The sequence below is a fragment of the Ruminococcus sp. BSD2780120874_150323_B10 genome (genome assembly GCF_015553695.1).
Taxonomy (GTDB): domain Bacteria; phylum Bacillota; class Clostridia; order Oscillospirales; family Acutalibacteraceae; genus Ruminococcoides; species Ruminococcoides intestinale_A.
The window spans coordinates 1-21,645 of record NZ_JADNHD010000023.1 but is presented as its reverse complement, the minus strand read 5'-3'; the positions used below and the strand labels follow the sequence as shown (position 1 = coordinate 21,645).

Annotated in this window: 25 protein-coding genes; 5 read left to right on the top strand and 20 right to left on the bottom strand. The window is 34.5% G+C overall.

From position 1 onward, the window contains the following. Window positions 1-398: 398 nt before the first annotated feature. From I2E21_RS11340 to I2E21_RS11310, 7 genes are all read right to left on the bottom strand, one after another. Complete coding sequence (locus I2E21_RS11340) at window positions 399-881, bottom strand: sigma-70 family RNA polymerase sigma factor (protein WP_195411403.1); 483 nt, start codon at window positions 879-881, stop codon at window positions 399-401. Between the two features lie 181 nt (window positions 882-1,062). Next, the gene (locus I2E21_RS11335; protein WP_195411402.1) at window positions 1,063-1,692 is read right to left on the bottom strand and encodes a DUF5028 domain-containing protein; all 630 of its coding nucleotides are present in this window, start codon (window positions 1,690-1,692) and stop codon (window positions 1,063-1,065) included. 7 nt (window positions 1,693-1,699) lie between these two features. Continuing rightward, window positions 1,700-2,356: an ABC transporter ATP-binding protein gene (locus tag I2E21_RS11330; RefSeq protein ID WP_195411401.1), complete on the bottom strand. Its 657-nt coding sequence runs from the start codon at window positions 2,354-2,356 to the stop codon at window positions 1,700-1,702. 3 nt (window positions 2,357-2,359) lie between these two features. After that, window positions 2,360-3,187 carry a DUF2705 family protein gene (locus I2E21_RS11325; RefSeq protein ID WP_195411400.1) on the bottom strand — a complete coding sequence of 276 codons (828 nt, stop codon included), beginning with the start codon at window positions 3,185-3,187 and terminating at the stop codon, window positions 2,360-2,362. After that, complete coding sequence (locus I2E21_RS11320; RefSeq protein ID WP_195411399.1) at window positions 3,174-4,061, bottom strand: hypothetical protein; 888 nt, start codon at window positions 4,059-4,061, stop codon at window positions 3,174-3,176. The genes I2E21_RS11325 and I2E21_RS11320 overlap by 14 nt, the downstream gene beginning before the upstream one ends. Next, window positions 4,054-4,839: a hypothetical protein gene (locus I2E21_RS11315; protein WP_195411398.1), complete on the bottom strand. Its 786-nt coding sequence runs from the start codon at window positions 4,837-4,839 to the stop codon at window positions 4,054-4,056. Before I2E21_RS11315 ends, I2E21_RS11320 begins: the two co-directional genes overlap by 8 nt. Before the next feature lie 336 nt (window positions 4,840-5,175). Next, on the bottom strand, window positions 5,176-5,661 hold the full coding sequence (locus I2E21_RS11310; RefSeq protein ID WP_195411397.1) for a hypothetical protein: 486 nt from the start codon (window positions 5,659-5,661) through the stop codon (window positions 5,176-5,178). 462 nt (window positions 5,662-6,123) lie between these two features. Between I2E21_RS11310 and I2E21_RS11305 the strand changes: the two genes are divergently transcribed. The 3 genes from I2E21_RS11305 to I2E21_RS11295 are packed head-to-tail and all read left to right on the top strand — an operon-like array spanning window position 6,124 to window position 7,343. After that, the gene (locus I2E21_RS11305; RefSeq protein ID WP_195411396.1) at window positions 6,124-6,483 is read left to right on the top strand and encodes a PadR family transcriptional regulator; all 360 of its coding nucleotides are present in this window, start codon (window positions 6,124-6,126) and stop codon (window positions 6,481-6,483) included. After that, window positions 6,476-6,850 carry a DUF6120 family protein gene (locus I2E21_RS11300; RefSeq protein WP_195411395.1) on the top strand — a complete coding sequence of 125 codons (375 nt, stop codon included), beginning with the start codon at window positions 6,476-6,478 and terminating at the stop codon, window positions 6,848-6,850. Before I2E21_RS11305 ends, I2E21_RS11300 begins: the two co-directional genes overlap by 8 nt. 13 nt (window positions 6,851-6,863) lie before the next feature. Beyond that, entirely contained in the window at window positions 6,864-7,343 is a 480-nt protein-coding gene (locus I2E21_RS11295) for a hypothetical protein (protein ID WP_195411394.1), read from the top strand. Here the strand turns inward: I2E21_RS11295 and I2E21_RS11290 are convergent. From I2E21_RS11290 to I2E21_RS12620, 3 genes are read right to left on the bottom strand one after another with little or no spacing between them, the layout of a single operon-like run. Continuing rightward, on the bottom strand, window positions 7,338-7,610 hold the full coding sequence (locus I2E21_RS11290) for a helix-turn-helix domain-containing protein (RefSeq protein WP_195411393.1): 273 nt from the start codon (window positions 7,608-7,610) through the stop codon (window positions 7,338-7,340). The genes I2E21_RS11295 and I2E21_RS11290 overlap by 6 nt on opposite strands. Continuing rightward, window positions 7,603-9,525, bottom strand: coding sequence for a type IV secretory system conjugative DNA transfer family protein (locus I2E21_RS11285; RefSeq protein WP_195411392.1), 1,923 nt, complete (start codon window positions 9,523-9,525; stop codon window positions 7,603-7,605). The genes I2E21_RS11290 and I2E21_RS11285 overlap by 8 nt, the downstream gene beginning before the upstream one ends. After that, window positions 9,507-10,424, bottom strand: a complete 918-nt coding sequence (locus I2E21_RS12620) for a DUF3991 and toprim domain-containing protein (RefSeq protein ID WP_195411391.1) — start codon at window positions 10,422-10,424, stop codon at window positions 9,507-9,509. Before I2E21_RS12620 ends, I2E21_RS11285 begins: the two co-directional genes overlap by 19 nt. Window positions 10,425-10,629: 205 nt before the next feature. Between I2E21_RS12620 and I2E21_RS11275 the strand changes: the two genes are divergently transcribed. Continuing rightward, entirely contained in the window at window positions 10,630-11,031 is a 402-nt protein-coding gene (locus I2E21_RS11275) for an HIT domain-containing protein (RefSeq protein ID WP_195411390.1), read from the top strand. 31 nt (window positions 11,032-11,062) lie between these two features. Here the strand turns inward: I2E21_RS11275 and mobP3 are convergent, their stop codons facing one another. The 5 genes from mobP3 to I2E21_RS11250 all read right to left on the bottom strand — a co-directional run bounded on the left by mobP3 (window position 11,063) and on the right by I2E21_RS11250 (window position 15,240). After that, on the bottom strand, window positions 11,063-12,481 hold the full coding sequence (gene mobP3, locus I2E21_RS11270; protein ID WP_195411389.1) for a MobP3 family relaxase: 1,419 nt from the start codon (window positions 12,479-12,481) through the stop codon (window positions 11,063-11,065). A gap of 6 nt (window positions 12,482-12,487) precedes the next feature. Then, window positions 12,488-12,907 carry a hypothetical protein gene (locus I2E21_RS11265; RefSeq protein ID WP_243240636.1) on the bottom strand — a complete coding sequence of 140 codons (420 nt, stop codon included), beginning with the start codon at window positions 12,905-12,907 and terminating at the stop codon, window positions 12,488-12,490. Window positions 12,908-13,294: 387 nt separating this feature from the next. Next, the gene (locus I2E21_RS11260) at window positions 13,295-13,693 is read right to left on the bottom strand and encodes a hypothetical protein (RefSeq protein WP_117521462.1); all 399 of its coding nucleotides are present in this window, start codon (window positions 13,691-13,693) and stop codon (window positions 13,295-13,297) included. Beyond that, window positions 13,690-14,202, bottom strand: a complete 513-nt coding sequence (locus I2E21_RS11255) for a gamma-glutamylcyclotransferase family protein (RefSeq protein WP_207735344.1) — start codon at window positions 14,200-14,202, stop codon at window positions 13,690-13,692. The genes I2E21_RS11260 and I2E21_RS11255 overlap by 4 nt, the downstream gene beginning before the upstream one ends. Window positions 14,203-14,214: 12 nt before the next feature. After that, window positions 14,215-15,240, bottom strand: coding sequence for an amidoligase family protein (locus I2E21_RS11250; protein WP_117521468.1), 1,026 nt, complete (start codon window positions 15,238-15,240; stop codon window positions 14,215-14,217). Between the two features lie 75 nt (window positions 15,241-15,315). On the opposite strand from I2E21_RS11250, the gene I2E21_RS11245 reads away from it, so the two are divergent. Further along, the gene (locus tag I2E21_RS11245) at window positions 15,316-15,537 is read left to right on the top strand and encodes a hypothetical protein (RefSeq protein WP_195411387.1); all 222 of its coding nucleotides are present in this window, start codon (window positions 15,316-15,318) and stop codon (window positions 15,535-15,537) included. Window positions 15,538-15,796: 259 nt separating this feature from the next. On the opposite strand, the gene I2E21_RS11240 is transcribed toward I2E21_RS11245, so the two are convergent. The 5 genes from I2E21_RS11240 to I2E21_RS11220 form a co-directional block, all read right to left on the bottom strand. Then, window positions 15,797-16,039: a DUF6103 family protein gene (locus tag I2E21_RS11240; RefSeq protein ID WP_117521560.1), complete on the bottom strand. Its 243-nt coding sequence runs from the start codon at window positions 16,037-16,039 to the stop codon at window positions 15,797-15,799. Further along, a complete protein-coding gene (locus I2E21_RS11235) occupies window positions 16,036-17,073 on the bottom strand; it encodes an NlpC/P60 family protein (RefSeq protein ID WP_117521558.1) in 1,038 nt (345 codons plus the stop codon). Before I2E21_RS11235 ends, I2E21_RS11240 begins: the two co-directional genes overlap by 4 nt. Before the next feature lie 63 nt (window positions 17,074-17,136). Next, the gene (locus I2E21_RS11230) at window positions 17,137-18,084 is read right to left on the bottom strand and encodes a DUF2971 domain-containing protein (protein ID WP_117521556.1); all 948 of its coding nucleotides are present in this window, start codon (window positions 18,082-18,084) and stop codon (window positions 17,137-17,139) included. A gap of 113 nt (window positions 18,085-18,197) precedes the next feature. Beyond that, window positions 18,198-18,407 carry a hypothetical protein gene (locus I2E21_RS11225; protein ID WP_106765349.1) on the bottom strand — a complete coding sequence of 70 codons (210 nt, stop codon included), beginning with the start codon at window positions 18,405-18,407 and terminating at the stop codon, window positions 18,198-18,200. A gap of 1 nt (window position 18,408) precedes the next feature. Next, window positions 18,409-21,201 carry a hypothetical protein gene (locus I2E21_RS11220; protein WP_195411386.1) on the bottom strand — a complete coding sequence of 931 codons (2,793 nt, stop codon included), beginning with the start codon at window positions 21,199-21,201 and terminating at the stop codon, window positions 18,409-18,411. Window positions 21,202-21,645: the final 444 nt, after the last annotated feature.

Sequence of the window (21,645 nt, the reverse complement as noted above, 5' to 3'; positions counted from 1 at the left end):
TCACTCATTACAGGAAAGTCTGACGGTTTCTTTGCGCTGTAATCCGTTGAGTCTGTAATGCCGAATCTTGCATATAGCTCCATTGGAATTTCACCACCGTGAGGATCTCCCACAGCCGCCATCTTTGGTTGCGACGGTTTTATCACGCTCGACTTTTGACTTGACGGAAGTATCATTATCCCCTCTGCCTATCATCGCCGTCATTGAAATTGCCTTTCAATGTCTGAGTCCTGAAGACCTGTAAAGGTGTTCGCTCATGTGGCTTGTCCGTACCGAACAACAGAAGGAATGTATCCGATGTGCTGATATTTAATTTTCAAAGAACAAGACCTGTTCTCTAAAAATCGAAAACAGGCGAAAGGATTATTTATCCCTTCACCTGTTTCCTCACTTAGAAGCTAAAAGTAGCCCCTATTTTTAAAATATTCTTTAATTTTTTCTTCTGCTTTCTTTATTGAACGCAAAATCGGCATTTTTGTACAACCTTCAATTTTTGCAATTTGCTCGTAGGTTAAACGATCATAATAATATAGCAATAATCTTTTGCGCTGGGTTTCAGTAAGTTCACAAATAGCCTTTGACAACATTTCATTCTCAAATACAGTTAGAATTATATTCTCCACTGTCTTAGTTTTATGTACAGCTCTGCGATTCAATGTTTCTTCTGTAAGTTCTAAGTATTCATAATGTCTTTCGGCTTCATTCATTATTGAAATATCATCAAGTTCAAAACTATCAAATGCATCAAAAACTGATTTATCCACCTCCGTTTTCTGAATATTTCCGTTTATATCTTTAAATGAAACATAATATTTTTGATTGTCTGTTGACAATGTATAAGGATTGTATTTATCCTTTCTTCTTTTCGGACGCTTGTCCATTTAATTTTCCTCCAATCATTCTGAATTTTTGTTAATTCAGGTCGATTGGAGGGCTTCTGTTTCTGAAAAACATAACTGCCCTTTCTGCTTTCAACGCAAAAAGGGCAAAAATAATGCCGACAGGCAATAGCATTAAAAGCTATAACTTGTCGGCTAAGAGAATTGGAATTATAATTTTTCTTTAAAATTTAACTTTTATCAATTTTCGCACAGGGAAATCACAAATATAGAAATCAAATTCCTCATTTTCAAGTATATTATTTAATCTATGTGAATTTACTGCTTCATCTAACGGCTGTGCAGTAAAAGGTAGTGTCAATGTTACTTCTGTATTTTTTCTCAATTTCAACAAAGTATTACCATCAATATTCTTATCGATAATATTCCAAATATCAAAATCGATAGGAACTTGTAATGCACCATTAAACAGAGCAAAACCCATAGCATTTAGGTAACCACTTTTATTTCCAGTATTTTTTACTGTAATATTTAAAAGACAAACATATTTAGGCTTTGGCATATCTGTTTCTGTGTCAATTTCTTTATCATATTTCTGAATTAATTTATCGTATTCTTCAAGCTTTCCGCTATTCACACGAATTGAATACCCTTTAGTATTTTCACCTGCATCAAAGAAGAAATTTCCATCAAGCTTAACCCACTCATTCATCTTGTAATGTTCTGTTGTTTGCTTGAATGCATTTGAATTCACATTATAAAAGCTAACAAACCATAAGACCAAAGTAGCTACAAGAAGTGATATGACTATCCACAGCACCTTTAGATTTTTTCTCTTTATTACTCTGTACATACTTTCCTCACATTATTTTCTCTTTTGGAGCATAAATTCCTTTTATTTTGCCTGTTTGAATCTCTATTATTTCATCAGAGAGATCCTCCAATATTTGTGTATCATGGCAGGAGAGGACTATAGTTGCTCCTCTTTCTTTTTCTTGCCTTAATATTTTTTTAACCATTTCAACACCATCTTCATCAAGGGAATTTGTTGGTTCATCTAAAATAAGAATTTCCGGTTTTTCCATAATTGCAGCTGCAATTCCTAGCCTCTGCTTCATTCCCAAAGAAAACTTTCTATACTTTTTTAATCCACTTTCTTCAAGACCAACTAATTTCATAACTTCACAAATGTCATCTTCGTTAATAATGGATTTTATATCAGCCAATATACGGAGGTTATCATAGCCATTATACCCATTGAGAAATGCAGGATTTTCAAGCATTATACCAATACTATCGGGAAAGGATATGTCTTCGCCTAACTTTTTATTTCCGATAAATACTTTTCCGGAAGTTGGATATATTAAACCTGAAATAAGACGCATAATCATTGTCTTTCCCGAACCGTTAATTCCCTTCAGTCCCGTTATTGAATTTGACTTTATTGTAAAGCTGGCATTATCTACAACTATGTTCCTACCAATTTTTTTGGTAACATTTTCAAATACAATATCCATATTTTATCCTTTCGTTAAAATGCTATATTTTTTAAATCTCAGCATACCAATAACAACTGAAAATAGTCCTAATATCACCATACAGATGATGCCTATGTTTATATCAACGCCATTTGAAACCAACTGATTACTTCTCAGAGCCATTGCATAATTGCCTATAATTACAGGATTCAAGTAATAGGCAGATAAGATACAAACTACTACAGAAAACACATAACTCACAGTAGGTTTAACAAACAAGCACAAAGTCATCTGCAACAAGCTCATTGATACAGTAAACAAGAAAGGCATCAATAATAAATTCAAATTAACACTCCAATTTGGATTATCTAAAGCATTTACCCCGAGTTCTGTAGTATCTTTCATCATTTTGGAAACGCTTAACGACATATTTCCATTTACAACCCAAGTACATATAGTTAACTCAAACCAAGATATCACATAAAACAAAGAAACTGAAAGGAATTGACAAAAGCACTTTGACAGCCACCACTGAGTTCTACTTCCGCTTCGATATATAGTCTGTTGTCCAAATCCAACTAAATCCTTATGCATATAATTTAGGGTAAAAAACAAAATCAAAATATGATTCAATAACCAAAGATATGGAATTTTAAATGTTTCACCCCCAGTAGGGATAAATTCTTTAATTCCACCGTAAATATAAAGAATAGAATCCATAAGTGAAAAGGAATAGTTCTCTGATGAAATTTGATTAGAACGAAATTCAAAAAATGCAAGTATAATCAAAAAGGAAAACAGTAAATATTTTTTGTATTGATTTATTATTCCATATCGGATATCAAATTTAAAAAATTTAATAAATTTCATTTTTCCTTACCTTAACGCAAATAGAAATGAATATAAATCCCACTAAAAGCAAAGTAGTAGTAGCAACAGACCAGCTCATCACTTGATAGATTGTACTTCTTGAATGTAAAAACTGTGTTGGAACAAATTCAACAAAATACATCGAATCTCTAAATATGTTGTTATAAATTACATTTTCCAAATATCCTGCTAATATCATAGTTAAAAACGGTGCAAAAAGAATTACAACATATTTCTTCACATAAAATGAAGTTACATAACTCAACAATGCAAATATTCCGCCGTACAGCGTGTTTAATGAAATAAACAATAACATATGCAGATATGGATTTGAAAAAAACAAATCAGACCACATTGTATCAAAGTAAACAAGATTATAAAAATTGTATCCTGCCCATGGCTGACAATATGGAATAAATGCACTAACAATTAAAATATTTAATGCAAACGCAAGAAATACCACTAATGCACCTGAAACAAAAACAGCAATAGCCTTAGCAATAAAGTATTTCCTAATATTTATGCGAGTGGCAACATTGATTATATAACTATTCTTGCTTTCATTATGATATGACCAAGCAAAGGGTATCGCAGTACACACTGGCATAATTGTAAAGAACAATGTGTATGCTACTGTTGTTGTTTCACCACCAACCCATGCATTAAAAAATGAAAACAATGGAAAGTCAGGGTTATATAAATACTTGCCATTCTCCATACAATGTTCGTATAATTGTTGTGGATTTTTTCCACCATATTCATTGATCATCAATACTCCGCTTATAACAGCAAATATTGAAAGTAAAACCAATCCTAAAAGGAATGCTTTTGAAAAAATAGATTTTTTAATTTCAAGATTTAATAATTTACTCATTGTTGTATCTTCCTAAAACATCTACAAGGGGAACAGGATTTCCTTTTTCCGGTGTTTCTCTAAAACGAAGATATAGAAAAACATTTTTCTCATCAACTAAATCTTTCTTAGCAAGAACACCGATTTGAAATTTAATAGAATCTCCTGATTTTAATGTTTTTCTGCAAACATTACCATCATCCTCTAAATTTAAGGTGTTTCCATCTAAATTAACATCACCCTTCTGTGGACGTTCACTAAAATACATCATTATAGGGTCTGCATATGGATAGGCAAACTCATCTGGGTCGTGTTCTTTAAAGCCATCGCCAATCATATATGTTCCCTCAAATTCCATTCTAAACATAATTTCGTCGAAATTAGATGATTTAGGCTTATTGTATGTTGCAGTCATATCTATAAGAATAAAACTATTTTCCTTATATAGAGTTTTATCCGATTTCTTCCCAGTTATTTTCTCACATTCACTTTCTTTAATTGGTGATGCTGATACAGAATCATACACTTTTACATCATCAAAGGTATATTCTAATCCATCATATCCACTCATACTATATTCATCTGGTAACCCTTCATCAGCAAAAGAATACTTAAAGAAATCAGATACAGTATCTCCCTTTTCTATATATGTGTAATCCCCTGCTGGTGGAGTCAATTTTCCGTCTTCAACTGTTTTTTCGGTAATACGTTTACTTGATAGGTCATCTTTATTGGAACAACCAGTAAAAAGAGGAAAGCATAAATTTAATATCAATAATAAAGACATAAATTTTTTCATATGAATCTCCCTTTTGCCGTAAAGTGACACACAAATAGGAATTAAAGTATGTGATATCAAACGGCTGTTTTTTTATACATTACATTGCTTTTTTGAAAAATAAAATTCACCTTACAGTATGCAGAAAAGAATTGTTTTTATGCATATTAAAATATGTGACGATTTAGTCTCTCTTTATCTCACAACTTTAATAAGGCAGAAGAAATTGAAAGTTTATCAAGTTTGCTATGGCATTGAAGTCTGCATAAGTTTTTAGCAGTAACTGTTCTAAAAACCAATATAGGTCAAAATGAAAAGTAATTAACAAAAAGCCATATTACTTTTCCTTTCTCTCAATTAATTATAATTTTCAGTTCCGGACTCGCTAACACTGTCGGGACTCCAACAGCCTCTAGCTATACCTGTTGTATAACCTGATACTTTTGCGCCCTTTAATTGGGCATAAGAGCTACTTCCGAAGGTTTCATAAACAGTTTGTTTTATATATCCCTTTGTTCCTTTAGTAACTATTACAGAGGTTCCACAAGTATAATTTGCTAAAGATCCGTTAGGACCTTCCGAACCATATACATACATCCTTATTTTATTAGGTCCTGTTGCCTGACCATTATAATTTGGTCCAACGGTTTTGCTGTAATTCACATAAGTAGATGTAGATGTAGCCTTTTTTCTTCTGCTGTTTTGATTATAATTACTACCACTATTAGGAATAACTATCTCAAAATCTGAATCAACGGTCGAAGCACTAACCGGCATACACATTACACTTGTTGCCATTGTTATAGCTGCCAATGCAGTAATAGCAATTTTTTTAAATTTCATGATAATAACCCTCTTTTCTTACTTTTACTATAAATTTGCAAGTAATTGATTCTAATATTAATACACTATATTTAAAATTTATTTTCTTGAAACATTGGAATGTCCTCCTTAATTTATATTTATGTGAAACGCAGAATATTTAAAATGATTTAGTTTTAAATTAAAGCTTTTTCATTAACTAAGTTTTCTATTATTATGTTCGAAACAACAATAAACAGATGACATCTTGTTGGTGTTTGCACATATTAGACTTATTACAACAAAATCATCACAAAATAGCAATTGATTGCAAAATATATAAAAATTATCTATCAATTAAACTTTTTTATTCTATGTTAAATATATTATAGTACAAATATAACACTATGTCAACAATATTTTGAAATTTAAAATATTGAAATTTTAATATTTTGATGTATAATTATATTATCAGCAAATTAAAAAAATCAAAGAAGGTGTTTTATGGGTAACAAAAGTAATTTCTTTAGTGGAATAACGGAAATTCTTATTCTCGCAATTTTAAATGGCAGTGACAGTTATGCCTATGAGATTGTTAAATACATAAAGGAATATTCTGATGGATGTCTTGCAATTTCCCAAAACACTATTTATGCTGTTACATACAAGCTTGAAAATGAGGGTAAAATTTCTCAATATTCAAAGCTAGTTGGCAAGCGGAGAACAAGAGTTTATTATCATCTTGAACCTGAGGGCAAGGAATATTACACCCAACTATTAAACAACTTTCGTGACGCTTACACCGGTGTTGAAAAAATACTTTCATCTTTAAATGAAAATATGGAGGATAAGGAAAATGAATAAACTATGTAAGGAATATATCAACGAAATAAAAGCTATGTTTCCTGTTAAAGGAAAAGAAGAAAGAAAATACATAAAGAACCTAAGCAAGGATATAGAGGACTACTGTGAGGAAGCAGACGCAACAACAAAGGAAGAACTTTATAAAAACTACGGAAATCCTGTTGATGTAGTAGCTGAATATTTTTCTGCTACCGGTGTTCCCTATGTTATTAAAAAGCTTAAAATCAGCAAATATATTAAATCATTAATCGCTCTAATAATTGCAGTTATTTTAGTTCTTTCTACTGTGTATGGTGTTATATTATGGGAAGAACATCAAGCAATTATGAGACAAGAAGCTGTTATTGTAGATGAGATAATTGAATAAAGGAGGAAAAACAATGAAGAAAACAATAACCGTTACACTAATTATTTCACTTATTAGTTGTATATTATTTAGTATACCTGTAAGTGCTACAATCACTGACAATACAGAGAAAGCCATTGAATATTTAGAAAATGGTAATTATATTGAAACAATAATTACCGATGATACTGAAAATTCTGGTATTTCTCTATATGCCACAAATACAATCACCAAAACAAAAACAAAATATTATAAAAACAGCAGTGGTACTGTACTTTGGTCTGTTTCAGTTAAGGCTACATTTTCATACAATGGCAGTACATCAACCTGTACAAGCTGTTCACATAGTACAACAGCCCCTGCATCTTCTTGGTCTATAAAAAGTGCATCACACAGTAAATCAGGGAACACAGCAACAGCAAAGGCAACAGCTACATGGAAAACAAGTGCTGGATCAAAAGATTATTCAATGTCAGTTACAATAAAGTGTAGTGCAACAGGCGTAGTATCATAACCTTGAACTAAATGGATATAATTTAAACAACAAACTACTTTTTGCACTATTACTTCTATATCGTTGCTCGGTTTCAATTAATCCGGCTTTTTTCAAATCTTTAATAGCTCTTCTAACCGTAGCAGGCGACAGCTTTATGTCGCCTGCTATTGTTTTTACAGAGGGCCAACACTCACCGTTTTTGTTTGCACGGTCGTAGAGATAGGTATAGACTGCTACGGCTCGGTGTGGTAAGTCCATTTGATAGAGAAAAGTTAATTTACTCATTGCTGTTATCCTCCTGAGGTGGTCGCTGGGTTCTGATGACTACTTTTCTCTGCTTGTCTGTATTCTGTTCAACATTTGAATTTTCAGGTTCTTCTGTTGGCTCATCTTGCTGTTCAGAATCAATAGTATTTTCACTGTCTGATTGTTCTGCGTTTGGTGAAGTCTTTAGATTTTCATTTTTCTTCTCACCGTTTATTTCATCAAAATCTGAATCAGTAACAGGCTGTTCAAGATATTGAGGGTGATATTCTTGGATTATGTTGTTAAATAACTCGGAACGGTTAGCATAGTGAACTTCACGATTGCCATTTTCCATGACCTCATACTTTTCTTCAAATTTAATACCCCATTTGAAGAACAATTTCAGTTTGACTTTCATTGGGTAAAAGCCTGTTTTCATAACAACAAATGCGCCTTTTGGAAGGGACTTCAACTCATCAGGGGTCATCAATGGCCTTTCTATCATCTGCAAGGATTGTGACGGATCGTTTTTGCTCCTGCTTACAGAACCACTCATAACTGTTCTTGAGCCGAGTGCTTTTGATAGCACTTCTGCACTTGTGCTGTTAGGAGCAAAGCCACCGAAGATAGTCAGCTGTGTGTTGTCGATGATAACATCAGCACCCTCTTTGCCGTAGTTGCGTTCAAGCTGTGCAAAGGATTGAATTATCGGCACTATCTGTAAACGCCTTGAACGGGATGCAGAAAACATCATCTCGGCTGAATCAATCTTTGGCAAAGTTCCAAATTCATCGCAGAAGAATACACAGCGATTTTTCAGAACACCGCCGTTTTCATCAGCGACTGAAAGTATTTCACGGTAGAGCTGTTGGATAATGAGTGATACCATAAAGAAAGTGTTGGGATTTTCCTCGGGCATTACAATGAATATTGCACACTTTTCATTGCAGAATTTTTCAGCGTCAATCTCCGTATCAAAACACAAAAGCTGTTCAAGCTCAGAGTCGAGAAAGGCATTCAGCCTTGAAAGTGCCGTACTCATTACGCTTGACATAGCCTGTTCAGCTGTGTTGAGAGCCGCCCCGGCAAACCACTTTGCTTTGTGATCGTCGGGAAGATATTCCATTAAAAGCTGAAACTGATTTTTGCCTTTCTTGTTGGTCGGTGCAAACAATTCCTGAATGATTTTAAATACCGAAACTATGTGTCGTTCTTTTGGTTCGCAGAATTCTGAAACAAGCAGAATGGTTGCCGTTAGAAGTCCCTCTGCCGCATCATAAAAGTAAGCGTTCTGTCCGAATGAAGCCGAGTCCATTCCTGATAGGATAATTGTTTTTGAAATGATTTTTGCATATTTTTCTGCTCTTGCCTTGTAAACAAGCTGTTCGGGTTCAGCTTTGTATAAGTCCATATACTTATTCACAAGATGCAGGAGATTGTTGCCGTGTGAGCGTGTGGGATTACGCAAATCTATAACAGAAATTTTGTAACCGTAATACTTTTCCGCAATCGTTCCATAATTCCGAACTACATCACCCTTTGTGTCGGTTGACAAAAATGACATACCAGTAGCGCAGGCATACTCAATGCACGGGTAAAGCCAATATGCGGTCTTGCCGACACCTGCCGCACCAATCATCAGAGCATGCACATCTCCTGTATCAACCATTGCTGTTGTTACTTTTTTGCTGTTCTTACAGCCGACAACTATACCTTGTTCAGTTGGTCTGCTGTCGGGATTTGTACGCCATTCATCGGGTTTGAAATCAATCTGATTGTAGGTTCTCTTAATCTCTTTTTTAGTTGCCCAACGAGCCGTGCCGTACTGTCCTTGTCCGACCGTCTTGTTCTTTATGCGGTTCAGGGAATAGTAATTGCCGACCGTAGAAATTATTATGAACAAGGCAAACATTGAGCCTGCAACAATAATCAGAGTTATAACACTTGACGGCATATTTCATCAGTCCTTTCACCGTTTAAAATATCCTCATTCCAGTCTTTATGGGTAGGAATGAGGATTTCGCTTTTGATATTCATTGAGTTTAATTTATCGGCTATCCGTTTGTTTGCTGTCTGTCCTGCCTCGTCATTGTCAAAGCAGAGAAACACATTTTTGATGTTTGGATTATCTTTAAGACATTGAAAAAGCACCCTGTCCGAAACGGAACAGGATGCCGCATAGCTGTGTTCTTGCCAGTTTTCCTTGTGCATTGAAATGTAAGAAAGCATATCAATGGGAGCTTCGAATAAAAATAGCTTTTCGCTTGTGCCGTTAAAGTGAAAGCTGTACTCGGGCTGACTGCCTGCAACATTTCCCTTGTACGAATTACTTGTTACTGTTCCTCGCTTGTGAGCATGGCGAGGTTTACCGTTTGAATCGTAGCCGACAAAGACAGCGTTGTGATAATAGGCTGACTCATAAATCATTTTCTTCCGCACAAACTCAAAAAGCACATCTTTATCAATTCCACGGGTCAACAGCAGATAAGAAAAAACTCTGCTCATTCTGTCATTTCTCGGTGACAATTCAAAGGGTTTATGACTTTTTTCTATGGGCGGTGAGGTTATGATTTGACCGCCGCAGTTATTCAAAAGCATTTTCACCGCTTCTGCATAGTCCTTGTTGTAAAATCTGCGGACAAAATCAACCGCATCACCGCCTTTCTGTTTGTACTGATGATACCAGAGGTGCCCTCTGATTGTAACCTTTTGCGAACCGTCAAGCCATTCGCATTCTGAACCTGATTTCCTGACTTTCTCACCATGACTGATTAAAAAATTAGCAAGGTCGGTTCTCCTTGCCTGTTCTCGCTGTTCTTTTGTAAAATGAATGTAGGTTAATATTTTAATCACTTCCTTGTATATATTTTTCTTTTCTGCTGTAATATCTTAGATTGGGTACTTCTTCTCTTATCACCGTGACAGGTGGCACCTATCAGCGTTTGGGGGCAGTTTCCCCTTGGCGGTGTGATGATTTTTTGATAGACAAATTTATTTGTGTGTGCTATGATAATTGTAAAATAACCTATTGATAAGTTGGAATTTGGAGAGTAAATATATGAATGACTGTGTTTTTTGCAAATTAATCAGCGAAAACAAAATGATGAAAGTTTATGAGGATGAGTGGACAGTAGCTTTTATGGATATAGCAAAAGACGTTGATGGACATATTTTAGCTATACCAAAAAAACATGTAAAAAACATATTGGACTGTGATGAAGAAACATTATACAAGCTTATGGCTAGTGTAAAGAAAGTTTCAAATCATCTTGTGAACAACTGTGGTTATGATGGAGTTAATCTGTTAAATGCCAGTGGTAAAAGTGCAGGACAATCTGTTTCGCATTTTCACATTCATATTATTCCAAGAAAAAATAACGACTGTGTTGATGCATGGCCTAAATTTGACGGAGCAAAACAGGATACAGAGGTGCTTTGGGAGAAAATGAAATTAGAATAAGAAATACATAATAAATCCCAGTTTATCAAACTTACATCTTCAACCCCCGAGCCTGCTTTTTATCATTAATCTTCTGCTGCAATTTTTTATCCGTCCTTTGCGCTTTCTGTTTTTCTTCAAAGCGGAGTTGATTTTGGATTATGTTGCAAAGGTAACGCAGGAGATAAAGAGAAGAAACTGCAACGCTGTTGCGGTTGGCTTTAATTGAATAACGAGGATACAGAACACCTCTGTCTGAATTAAAGACTGATTCGGCAGAGGTGTTTTCTTCATATTCAAAGGGACTTATAACAGGTTCTTCATCTGTATTCTCGCTTTCTTCCGCTTCATCTTCGTTAGGAATTAATTTCAACGCTTCCTTGATTATTGCATTCTTGATTGACTTGAATTCCTTATTTTGGGCAAGTGGAATTCTTTCCGGTATTTCATCCGTGTAAGTGCGGATTGTATTTTCCTTTTGCTCATACCAAAGGTCATACAGTTTTTTGATTCTGTCATCACTTGCAAGTTCTTCAACAATAGAATACACAATCGCTTTTACATCAGGCTTGAGATAACCATATACTTTTTTGCCTTTCGTTCTTGAAAGCCTGTCGGTAAGTTCCAACAGCTTATGCTGAATTGATGCGCTGATATATATTTCGGAGTTGATTTTTGAAACCAAATCCTCTACAATATCACGAGCCTCGGCTCGGAGCTTATCTCTATGCTCGGTCTGCCTTTCATATATGCACAATAAATCTTGCTGAAAAATATCTTTTGCAAATGATGAACGCAGATTTTCAACTCCCTTTTGCGTGAGATAGCCTTCGTTCTCCACGGTTGAATATGCAATCAAATGCACGTGAGGATGGTGCGATTCATTATGAAACGCCGCATACCAACGAAGATTTTCCATTGGTATTTTCAGATTTTTAGCGAGTGCTTCTGTCTGTGTGCGGAGCATATCTCTCCACCGAGCTCCAGTATTAAAGCCAAGCCGTTCCGCGTCTTCTCTGCGGATAGAAATTATCGCAGTCCAGATATTTCCCTTGTGACTGTCGAGTTCTTCCGTTACTTTTGATAACTGAACCTGCACACCGTCATCGGTAAACAAGCCGTGAGAGCCGAATCTCTCGGCACGAGGACGGGGAGCAATGTAATCGGCATATGCTTTTCTGCCCGAGATTTCATAAGCGTAATCCTCCATGATACGAGAAATGAAATCAGAAGCAGAGCCTGCATTTTGCTTTTCAAGGTAATCAGCGTACTCAAACATATCCTTGCTGTCGGGAAAATCCTTTAAGATTTTTTCAATAAGATTCTTCTGTTTCGCTGTCACAGGAGCAAACTTTTTAGTGTTATCAATTTTCTCAACCCCCTCACGGGTGGCAACATATTTTGCGTAACCGCCTGCGCTTACTTTACGATTAGACTTGAGATATTTAAACTTTGTAACTAACTTTGCCACAAATAATTATCCTTTCTGCCAATCGTATGCGTCATCAAAGGAAAATGAACCGTTGAGTCGTTTGACTTCCTTGACGCACTCGCCACGAAGTTTTGTTAGAGTCATCTTGTCTATGTCCTGTGACGAGGCAATGATATTCATTGTCATTGCAAGCTCTACAGCCAATTTAAAAATCAGTCTGCTCATACGATTGTCGCTCTCGGCAACAATTGATTTCAAAGTTGAAGTAACTACATTGGGAAGATACTGACTGTTGTCGTTTGAGGAAAGGTATCCTACATAAAAAATGATTGCCTTTTCAATAAATTCACTACGGCTTGAGCAATTATCTTCCTTGTAAATATTCTGAACCATATCGAGTGTTGATTCTTTTACCCAGAGCGCAAACTTCCGCTTTAATTCTTTTCTGTTATCCGTTTCATTCAAGTGAAAAACCTCCTTTTTGTTACAACCCATAGTTGCAACTCCTTGAATTTTGGCATTTCATTCGGCAATTCGGGCAGATAAACCCACAAGTACAACCCCAAGGCTGAAAATTAACCCCTATGAATTTTTAAGGCTGAAAAGTGCGAAAAACAGCATGGCAGTCGGCGTTGCCGTCTGCCGTAAGCCGACACGAGGGAGCGACTGCAACCCCGTGTCTTTCTCCTGCTTAAATACCTACCCTTGAAAAACTGCCCAAATTGCCGTAACTTCGATTTTTCACACCTTGCCACAAATCGCCTGACTTCGGCTTTATTTAGTTTTTAGAATAACGACCCGCCTTCTCGTTAAAAAGCCGACACGGGGCAAATGTGGTGAAAGTTTCGCCGATTATTCCTTATTTATTACCTTGCCGTTTACTACTTCAAAATTGCAGTCGGTATATGACAACCCGTACGCTTTAACTTCACGGCTTAGTATATTAAACATTTCCTGCTCCAAATTCAGAGAGTTGTATTTCACATCATCATTTAATGTGTCATAGCATATCCACTCTTTGCTGTCGGGAGTATCCTTTACAAGAATGTCATACCCCATCATCATACAATCAGGTGTGGGAAATATTATTGCATTGATTTTTACACAACCTACTGTGAGAGATGCAAATAACTTTTCATGCTTGTCCTTTGAATTTTCAGAAAGTATCTTTCTGACCTCGGCTGACGAAAGATACTTCTTAAAAATATATTTATCTCCAAGTTGCTTTTTCAGTTTCTTTCTCTCATTCACAATTTCATACCTCCCATACTGAAATCTTCATCATCAGATAAATTCGGTTCACTGTTTTGTTCTTCCACGAATCTATCTGCGCTGTTCTTCACTGCCTCTTTAAACACACTGTCATCAAGATTGCAATCATGGTAACCTTGAAGAACTGTGTAATAGTAATTGCTACTCGGCAATCCGAACTTTTGCTTTAAGTCCATAATGTAAACCATAGCAGACAATTCTTCTCCGTTATTCATCTTGACAGGAACATCTTGTTTGAAATAGTGTGAGGGATAACCCTCGTATCGGTCAAGTCGCATTTCATCAATAGGTTTTATATTCCATAAAGCAACTGGAACGAATTTTCCTTTGCAAGGTGCAATGGTTGCATATGCTCCGGTCGGCATACCTTTGAACTGCAATTCATAATTTTCTATCACTCCTGTTCCTACAAGAGTTGCAGTTGGACAGCGATATGTCATCTGCTTTAAATTCAAGTTGCTTCCGTAAGCAACATATAACTTACTCATAATTTTTACTCCTTACATTCTCATAACTAAACCCGAAGTTTCTTCCTGCCGTTCAGCAGTTTCAACTTCGGGTTCTGAATTTATATTTTCATTTGTACTGTTCTGCAATACCTCAAATCTTTTCTGTGCAAGTCTTTCCTTTTGCTTTTCAGCCTGTGCAGGATCTTTCCATGCAATATTGCCGTCAAGATTTTTCAGGAGATGATGACGGGCGGTTTTAAACTCGTCACCGATAAGTCCTAACCTCAACAACCAAGTACGGAAAGTATATTTTTCGTTATCCGATACTGTTTTTGTATGTCGTGCAGACTTTTGAATTAAAGCCTGATGACTTATTGCAAGGCAAAGCTGAATTGCACTTTTCACTTCTCCTGCGTGTAGTGTTGAATTGAACAGGCGAAATTCAATAGTACCCTTACTGAACACGCTGTGCAAATTCAATCCGTGATAACGGCTGTCATCATAGTGTCTGTAGCTGTAGTCACCTCCGTCATACCACATTGATTTTAGTTGTTCCATTGAAAGAGGAGGTCGGTTATTGATTTCATCAAGAAATCTTGTATCCATCTTCTGACAGTAATGCTCACGGCTAACATTCACTTTAAGTGACTTATAGAGCAAGTCCTCTTTTGATGCCATAATATTAACTATATTGCGAAGTGTTTTCGGGGTGTGTGTTGATGCGTCTATGTGGCAATGCATACCGCAACTTGAATTAACTCTTGCTCCTGCACCACGAAGTTTTCTGACTAACTCCTGTATAGTTTCAATATCGTTGTAATTACAAATGGGTGTGACAAATTCAACAGAGTACAAAGCACTTGCCTGTTCACCTGAACGGTTGGTACATCTAAGGCTCGCATCACGCATAATCTTCCATTGTCTGTTATCATTATCACGGACAGAATATGAATCATAGCAACCTCCGATATGAGTTGCTGTGGTATTAAAATAACCGGCAATCACTTTCGCCGCAGTACTGCGAGTGATGCCGGTCATTTCAATTTCTACACCAAAGTTTTGATTTTTAATTATTATCACCTTTTTCTACAATTGTGTTTCTTTTAAAATAATGATATTATAATATCAACTAAAATAAATTGAGGTGCTCGTATGTTCAAAAAATTTAAAAAAGATAAAATTACAAAATTAATTGAAAAAGAAAAAGTCAATGTTTACGATAAATTAAAAAGTAATGATATTAATTTATTAGAAGCACATTATATATTAGAAAACAAAATATCTCAGATATATCACGAAAACAATTTTTACTATCAAGATTTACTTAACAGAAAAAATTTCTCACATCATTTCGCAGTAATGCTGTTAATATAATGATATCTCTGTTATTTGGAATATTAGGAAGTGCCATCTGTAGTTTTATTTTAGATACTTCTAAAATTTTATCTGGATTTGGTCCAATAACATACAATATTTTAATGATAATAATTATATTATTTATTGTTTTTTTACGATCAAATCAATCATTAAAAACGCTAAACTTTTATCTGACAGTGATCTCTATAATGTAGACTCATATGAATTGGACATAATAGAAAAAGCATTACAGAAGTATGAAGACAAAAAATCAGAATTATAACTCTTCTTCTGAACCCTGCTTAACCAAATCATCTATACTCTTCTTTTTAGTTGGCTTTGATATAGTTGACTTCATATCAATAAACTCTCTGACATTTGCAGGAACATATTTTGAGTACAAACTATCAACCGATTTTTCAAGTTCTTCTTTGAAATCTAAATCACGCTGTGACATATACAGCTTGACTGCATTGAGCTTTTCATCATCGTACATTATGTTTACGCTTGTTTTCTTCATTTTGATTTTACCTCCACATATTTGATATTTGGTATCTTCATCCACTTAGTCCAGCCACGATTTTTAAGCTGTGTTTTTACAACTCCGTAGGCTGTGCCTTGTGCCTCAATAACTTCGCCGTTACCGACATACACACCTATGTGACCGTCCATCCAGACTGCAAGTCCGGGTATATCGGGCATAGTTGAGATTGCACCGCCTTCTTTCACATTATTCCAAATGGAGTTTGCTCCGCAGTCAGTAAAGCCGTTTGAGCCTGCAACGATTTCTCCGCTGTCGGCATTGTACCAAGCGTATGACTTAATCAGTCCTATGCAATCAACAACTCGTTTGCCTAGCCATTTTTCACCGACAGTTCTCATCTCTCCACCTGCCTCGTTATTGCCGGGGAACAGGCTCGCCTGCTGGTCGAGATACTGCTCTGTACATATCTGACCGTAACCACCATAGACATAACCCCAACCGTTTTTGTATGCGTTCTCGCACCACTTAACAAGGTCAAGATTATTCTTTGTGGTCTTATCAGTAAAACCTGCCGTACTGATTTTCGCCCCCTTGATTGACTGCATCATCTTCTGAAACTCTGCATATTCAATCTCTGTACCAAACTTTGCATTGACGGCTTTAATCAAATCTTCGTCAGACTGATTCTTTTTGAAGCAGGAAACAAAGTTCTTTACAAAATTCTTTTCCTTTGATTTATCAGACAGAGAAAACAGATATATCACCTCTGCCTGCGTTTTGCAATCAGACAGTTTCTTTTTATCAAGCTGTTTTTCAACCTCGGTCATTGTGTCGTTGATTAGCTGAAAGTTTTCCATCTGCTCGGCAGATATATTTTCCTGTATGGATTGACTTAACTTGTCCGTGTCAATATCCATACTACCGTTGAAAATTGAAATAACAGCAATAATCGGCATAACCACAATTATGATTATGCCGATTACTATACCGAATATTGTTTTTATAACTTTTGGGTTTGTAAGCAGAGCAACTGCTATTTTCTTTAGTGCCGCACCTATTGTGGCAGACATTGTATCACCTCCAAAAATAGAAAAAGCCAACTGATTTTCAGTTAGCTCTTTGTTATTAATCTATTATGTAGCTTTCAAACCATACTCTGTACACTTCATTTTCTGTACAGGTATTCTATGCTCACTACACCATTTTCTTATCTGTTCTTCATCAAAATCAGATATTTTAGCACCTAAATATACTTTTGACGGCAATGCAAAATATATCGATGCACCTTTTTTCAAAATCTCGTATGAAACTTCACTTGGATCTTTATACCAAAAACCAATATTATAAATCAAACGCCATTCATTCTCATAACTCCAATCTCTTAATTTATGCATAAGAAAGTATTCCATACGCAACTCATCTTGAGCTTTCATGAGTGAAATTCCGTCAGGAAGCTTATCTACATACTTTACTGGGAAAAGTACATTAATGTTTATTATGTTATTAATTTCTGTAGTGTCATATTCTAAACATACACCTTTATGACCATTAGCATAATGATTCCACATTGGTAAATTAGTTTTGCTTTGAGTAAAACATGCAAAACGATATGTTCGATTTATTGTTTCATTTATCTCAGAGTTAATATCCTCAATTCCTTGCATTAATGTTTTCAATGCTTTTTCCTTAGCTTCATCAATTTCTTCAAGTGAAACATATTTCGAAGCAACCGACTCTGTAAGTTTTTCAAACCAATTATCATCTTTAAAGATTTTATTAAAAGTATTCTTATCAAGGATTTCTTTAAATCTCTCTTTATAAATTTCTTTATCATGTACATATACCGTTGGTTTATTATTTTCTAACAACGAGCAGGAGTCAAAAGGATCATTCATGTTTAATGGAGATGACATAAAAATTCTTCCATTGACAATTTCATCCTTTAAACGCTCAATTTTTTCAGCACTTCGATAACGATATAGTTTTTGAGGAATGTATTGTTGTTTATATAAAAGTGCTTTCTCCACACTTCCTGTTTTTTGTGACATAAAAAGTTCTATAAACTCGTCTATCCAATCCATTTTTGCTCCTTAACAAAGTATTTTTAAGATATATGTCTATGAATGATTATATCACAACTAATATACCTTGCACATTATCTGTCCCCGATACTACCGAAAATTTTCGCCTTATGCTATGGAGTCTGAACGAGAAGTAAAGACATTTCATTACTGCACCTATCGTGACACTCATATGTATCACCTCCAAAATTCAATCGGATTTTGATACCTGTATTTATTTGTAAAACTACTTTGCAAATTGGAATAAATCCGTTATCATCAATTAATGTTCTGTCTGTATTTTCAAAGGCACAAAAACATTGTTTATCGCAAACTAATTCCATATTATTCCTCCTTTAAGAGTTCCTTAATTTTTGTGCCATATCTAATATTGATTTCTTTATCATAAGATAGCTCTAAAAGAATTGATTTTAATTCATCATTTAGTTTTGTCTTTTTTTCGCATATGCTATTTGCAATCAAGAATAGAGCTGTTAATCGATGATATAAATCATCCTTTTCTACAAATGATTTAGTCAGAAGAATATAGTTATTTCTATATTTTTCATCCTTCGAGTAAACAAATATGTTTCCAGCTGCACATGTTAAATTACGTTTCACATAAATCCCTAATGGTTCTTCTAATACAAAAAAACATTCTAATCGCTGGTATATGTGTAAAACGGAATCATATGTAATAAACAAATACTTTTCAAAACATCTGCGTAGAAAAAAATCCATAAAACTTTCATTATGCCCTTCTTTAATACTTATCGTGGACAACAACTTTGGATGAGATTCGATATATTCTATAATATCTTGGACTATCATTTCAATTTCTTTTCCTTGGTTCACTGCCAAACCGAAGTATTTTGCACCAGCGTTTGAGCCGTTAATATAGTTTACTGTATCTACTCGACACAGGGCAACTTCTAGAACATTTTTCTTTAAATTCTTTTCTCTCATAGAATTATTAATTATTGAACAAAAGATTCGTTCATACAATTTTTCAAAACCAAATTTGGGAATATATTCTGCCATTGTATTTAGAAGTCGTAACTTTTCTGCCATTTTAAGTTTACTATAAAACACAAAATACAAAACAGAGTAACAATCTTTAGGTCCTTGGATATAACACGTCAAATTTTCCACAAGATATTCAAACAACTTCTTTGAAAAAACAATAGAAGTTTTATTTGCACAAAACAATGCATAATCCAATATATGTTGTTCATTTAACACACTAAAAAATTCAAATATTTCATTGCCTTTTTTTGTGTAACTCTCGAAGTTGAAAAAGATCACACATGGTATTAACCATTCTGTTAATTCTTTTGGAAATGATACTAAATCACCAACTTTTTCTAAATCTCTTATATCAACCATTTTAGTCATCTTTGCAGCCCAGAACGGAAAAACATTTATCTTATAAGATGTTTTCATAGCACCCTGATCTAAATCAAACATACTGGTACTCTTGATAAACAAAGGATTTACTAATTGTACTTTTCTAAATGGCATCAAATCAATTGTACTCAAATCTAGTCCGTCCAATTCGCATATATGATTTCTAATGATGAAATCAATTATCTTTCGTAAATCATTCTCAATACCATCAGGTTTTTGAGACATTAACGCGGTATTTTTCCACCTCACTATTTTAATAATGTAATCATAATATGTTGATGGCATTCCAATTACTTCGCCTTTTGGAACTGCTTCTCCAAAGTAATGCGCTTCCTTTGGCGTAGTAATACCCAGAATAACATCCAATGAAAATAGTTGTTCAGCAATTCCATACTGTGACTTTAAAATCCATTTTACAATGTTTTGAACCTTATTATATTGATCAATACTAAATGCATTACAAAATATTGTAGGCTCTTGATTCTCTTTCTGTGTTATATCTGTTTGCGTAATACAATATTTATTCAAAAAAGAATTGTCACATTCAAGATAATAGTATTCATACTCATCTATGGATAGTATCCATCTAAATTGTTCAAATTTTGAAAACTTTTTTATTCCGCGAATTAGTTTATCCCAGTCTTTTTCCTTTAAAACCTGTGAATTTAGGTCATCAATAATAAAGCATACTTTAGCCGGTAAATCTCTAAAAAACACATTTGCTTCATCAATGGAAGAAAGTGCTTTTCCTGTAAATGAACTTAATTCAGCGATAACAAAATCTTCAAAATTTACAAAACGATTTATTTTTGAAATATCTACTATACAAGGTAATATTGATATATCATTTTCTTCAATCGCAGAAACGACAGACACAATATATTCTTTTATGAAAAAGGATTTTCCAGCACCAGCTGTTCCTGTAACAATAAACACCTTGTTAAAATGTGGGTTGAGAAAAAAATTATTAAGCCTTTTAACTCGTTTATATTGAGACTTTTCTAAATCATGTAAATTGAACAGACTTTGGAGTGCAGACAAGACTAACTCACAATCTTCATTTGCCTCTATAAAATTTAATTTTTCTGTAATCTTATCTTGATTAAAACGATTATAGGGTAGTTGAGATATCCAATCTAGAATCTCATTCTTCCATGAGAAATTAAACAAACGATATAAATTCTCAATGACTGATTGAAACAATCTCGCCGTATGATTCTCATTTCCTACAAATATATCAAGTTTTGACACAACTCTTTGGATCATCAAATTTCTTTCCGTAAAAGTGTTGTCTATAATATCTTTCTGAATTTTGTACATTTCATATATATTGGGGTATTTTGAGCAATTATCTGCAAATATAGAAACCCAAAGCTGATATTCTCTATCTGTTAATATGTCCATATTACCGTATATTGTTTGTTCAACAATACATCTAAGATGATTTTCGTTAATAGAATCTTTGTAATATGCAAACTGTTCCAAAAAACTTTTTACAACAATTACTTCATCATATTCCAATTGTTTTTCAAATTTACAAAAAATTTGCTCATAAAATTGAGCCATAGTATCTGATAATAAACACCAAATCTGACCTTCAACACTGTCCTTTTGAAAATTAGATACTATTTTTTTTATTCCATCCAGACTTGCACCTGCAACAATATTTACCAAAATTTCTTTTACTGGCGATGTAGTTAATACATTGATTATTCCTGTTATTATTGACATATATTCACCCCAAATTCTGAAATCATATTATTCATTAATAAATCTTTCACTTGATACAACAGTTTGCGTTGAAATTAAAAGACCTATCAAAAGTTCCTTTGCTTTCACCTAAAAACTAACACGATTTCACGCAGAATCATAAAAATCAAACAAAATCCATGCAAACATTATTTAAGATCATTCGCTTTAGACTTGCATTTATCCGTTAAAAAATAAACAGTCAAATATAAGCAATGGTACTTTTAAAATTTAATTCTATCAATCATAATACCATATGAAAATAAGATTGTCTATAATTAAATTCTATCTACCCCCAGCACTACCGAAAATCTCTGCTTTGTATTCCGGTGCCTGAACAAGTAACAAATACCTTTCATTACCGCATCTATACAGGCAAGTGCCTCTTTCTGCAAACTTGATTAAGTCGTATTCGTTTGGCTCAAT

Excerpts from the sequence above, each read along its gene's own strand:
- I2E21_RS11220 (WP_195411386.1), bottom strand. The coding sequence starts at position 21,201 with ATGTCAATAATAACAGGAATAATCAATGTATTAACTACATCGCCAGTA.
- I2E21_RS11295 (WP_195411394.1), top strand. The coding sequence starts at position 6,864 with ATGAAGAAAACAATAACCGTTACACTAATTATTTCACTTATTAGTTGT.
- I2E21_RS11225 (WP_106765349.1), bottom strand. The coding sequence starts at position 18,407 with ATGGAATTAGTTTGCGATAAACAATGTTTTTGTGCCTTTGAAAATACA.
- I2E21_RS11300 (WP_195411395.1), top strand. The coding sequence starts at position 6,476 with ATGAATAAACTATGTAAGGAATATATCAACGAAATAAAAGCTATGTTT.
- I2E21_RS11340 (WP_195411403.1), bottom strand. The coding sequence starts at position 881 with ATGGACAAGCGTCCGAAAAGAAGAAAGGATAAATACAATCCTTATACA.
- I2E21_RS11255 (WP_207735344.1), bottom strand. The coding sequence starts at position 14,202 with ATGAGTAAGTTATATGTTGCTTACGGAAGCAACTTGAATTTAAAGCAG.
- I2E21_RS11285 (WP_195411392.1), bottom strand. The coding sequence starts at position 9,525 with ATGCCGTCAAGTGTTATAACTCTGATTATTGTTGCAGGCTCAATGTTT.
- I2E21_RS11320 (WP_195411399.1), bottom strand. The coding sequence starts at position 4,061 with ATGAGTAAATTATTAAATCTTGAAATTAAAAAATCTATTTTTTCAAAA.
- I2E21_RS11290 (WP_195411393.1), bottom strand. The coding sequence starts at position 7,610 with ATGAGTAAATTAACTTTTCTCTATCAAATGGACTTACCACACCGAGCC.
- I2E21_RS11275 (WP_195411390.1), top strand. The coding sequence starts at position 10,630 with ATGAATGACTGTGTTTTTTGCAAATTAATCAGCGAAAACAAAATGATG.
- I2E21_RS11315 (WP_195411398.1), bottom strand. The coding sequence starts at position 4,839 with ATGAAAAAATTTATGTCTTTATTATTGATATTAAATTTATGCTTTCCT.
- I2E21_RS11335 (WP_195411402.1), bottom strand. The coding sequence starts at position 1,692 with ATGTACAGAGTAATAAAGAGAAAAAATCTAAAGGTGCTGTGGATAGTC.
- I2E21_RS11305 (WP_195411396.1), top strand. The coding sequence starts at position 6,124 with ATGGGTAACAAAAGTAATTTCTTTAGTGGAATAACGGAAATTCTTATT.
- I2E21_RS11245 (WP_195411387.1), top strand. The coding sequence starts at position 15,316 with ATGTTCAAAAAATTTAAAAAAGATAAAATTACAAAATTAATTGAAAAA.
- I2E21_RS11325 (WP_195411400.1), bottom strand. The coding sequence starts at position 3,187 with ATGAAATTTATTAAATTTTTTAAATTTGATATCCGATATGGAATAATA.
- I2E21_RS11330 (WP_195411401.1), bottom strand. The coding sequence starts at position 2,356 with ATGGATATTGTATTTGAAAATGTTACCAAAAAAATTGGTAGGAACATA.
- I2E21_RS11310 (WP_195411397.1), bottom strand. The coding sequence starts at position 5,661 with ATGAAATTTAAAAAAATTGCTATTACTGCATTGGCAGCTATAACAATG.
- I2E21_RS11240 (WP_117521560.1), bottom strand. The coding sequence starts at position 16,039 with ATGAAGAAAACAAGCGTAAACATAATGTACGATGATGAAAAGCTCAAT.
- I2E21_RS11235 (WP_117521558.1), bottom strand. The coding sequence starts at position 17,073 with ATGTCTGCCACAATAGGTGCGGCACTAAAGAAAATAGCAGTTGCTCTG.
- I2E21_RS11230 (WP_117521556.1), bottom strand. The coding sequence starts at position 18,084 with ATGGATTGGATAGACGAGTTTATAGAACTTTTTATGTCACAAAAAACA.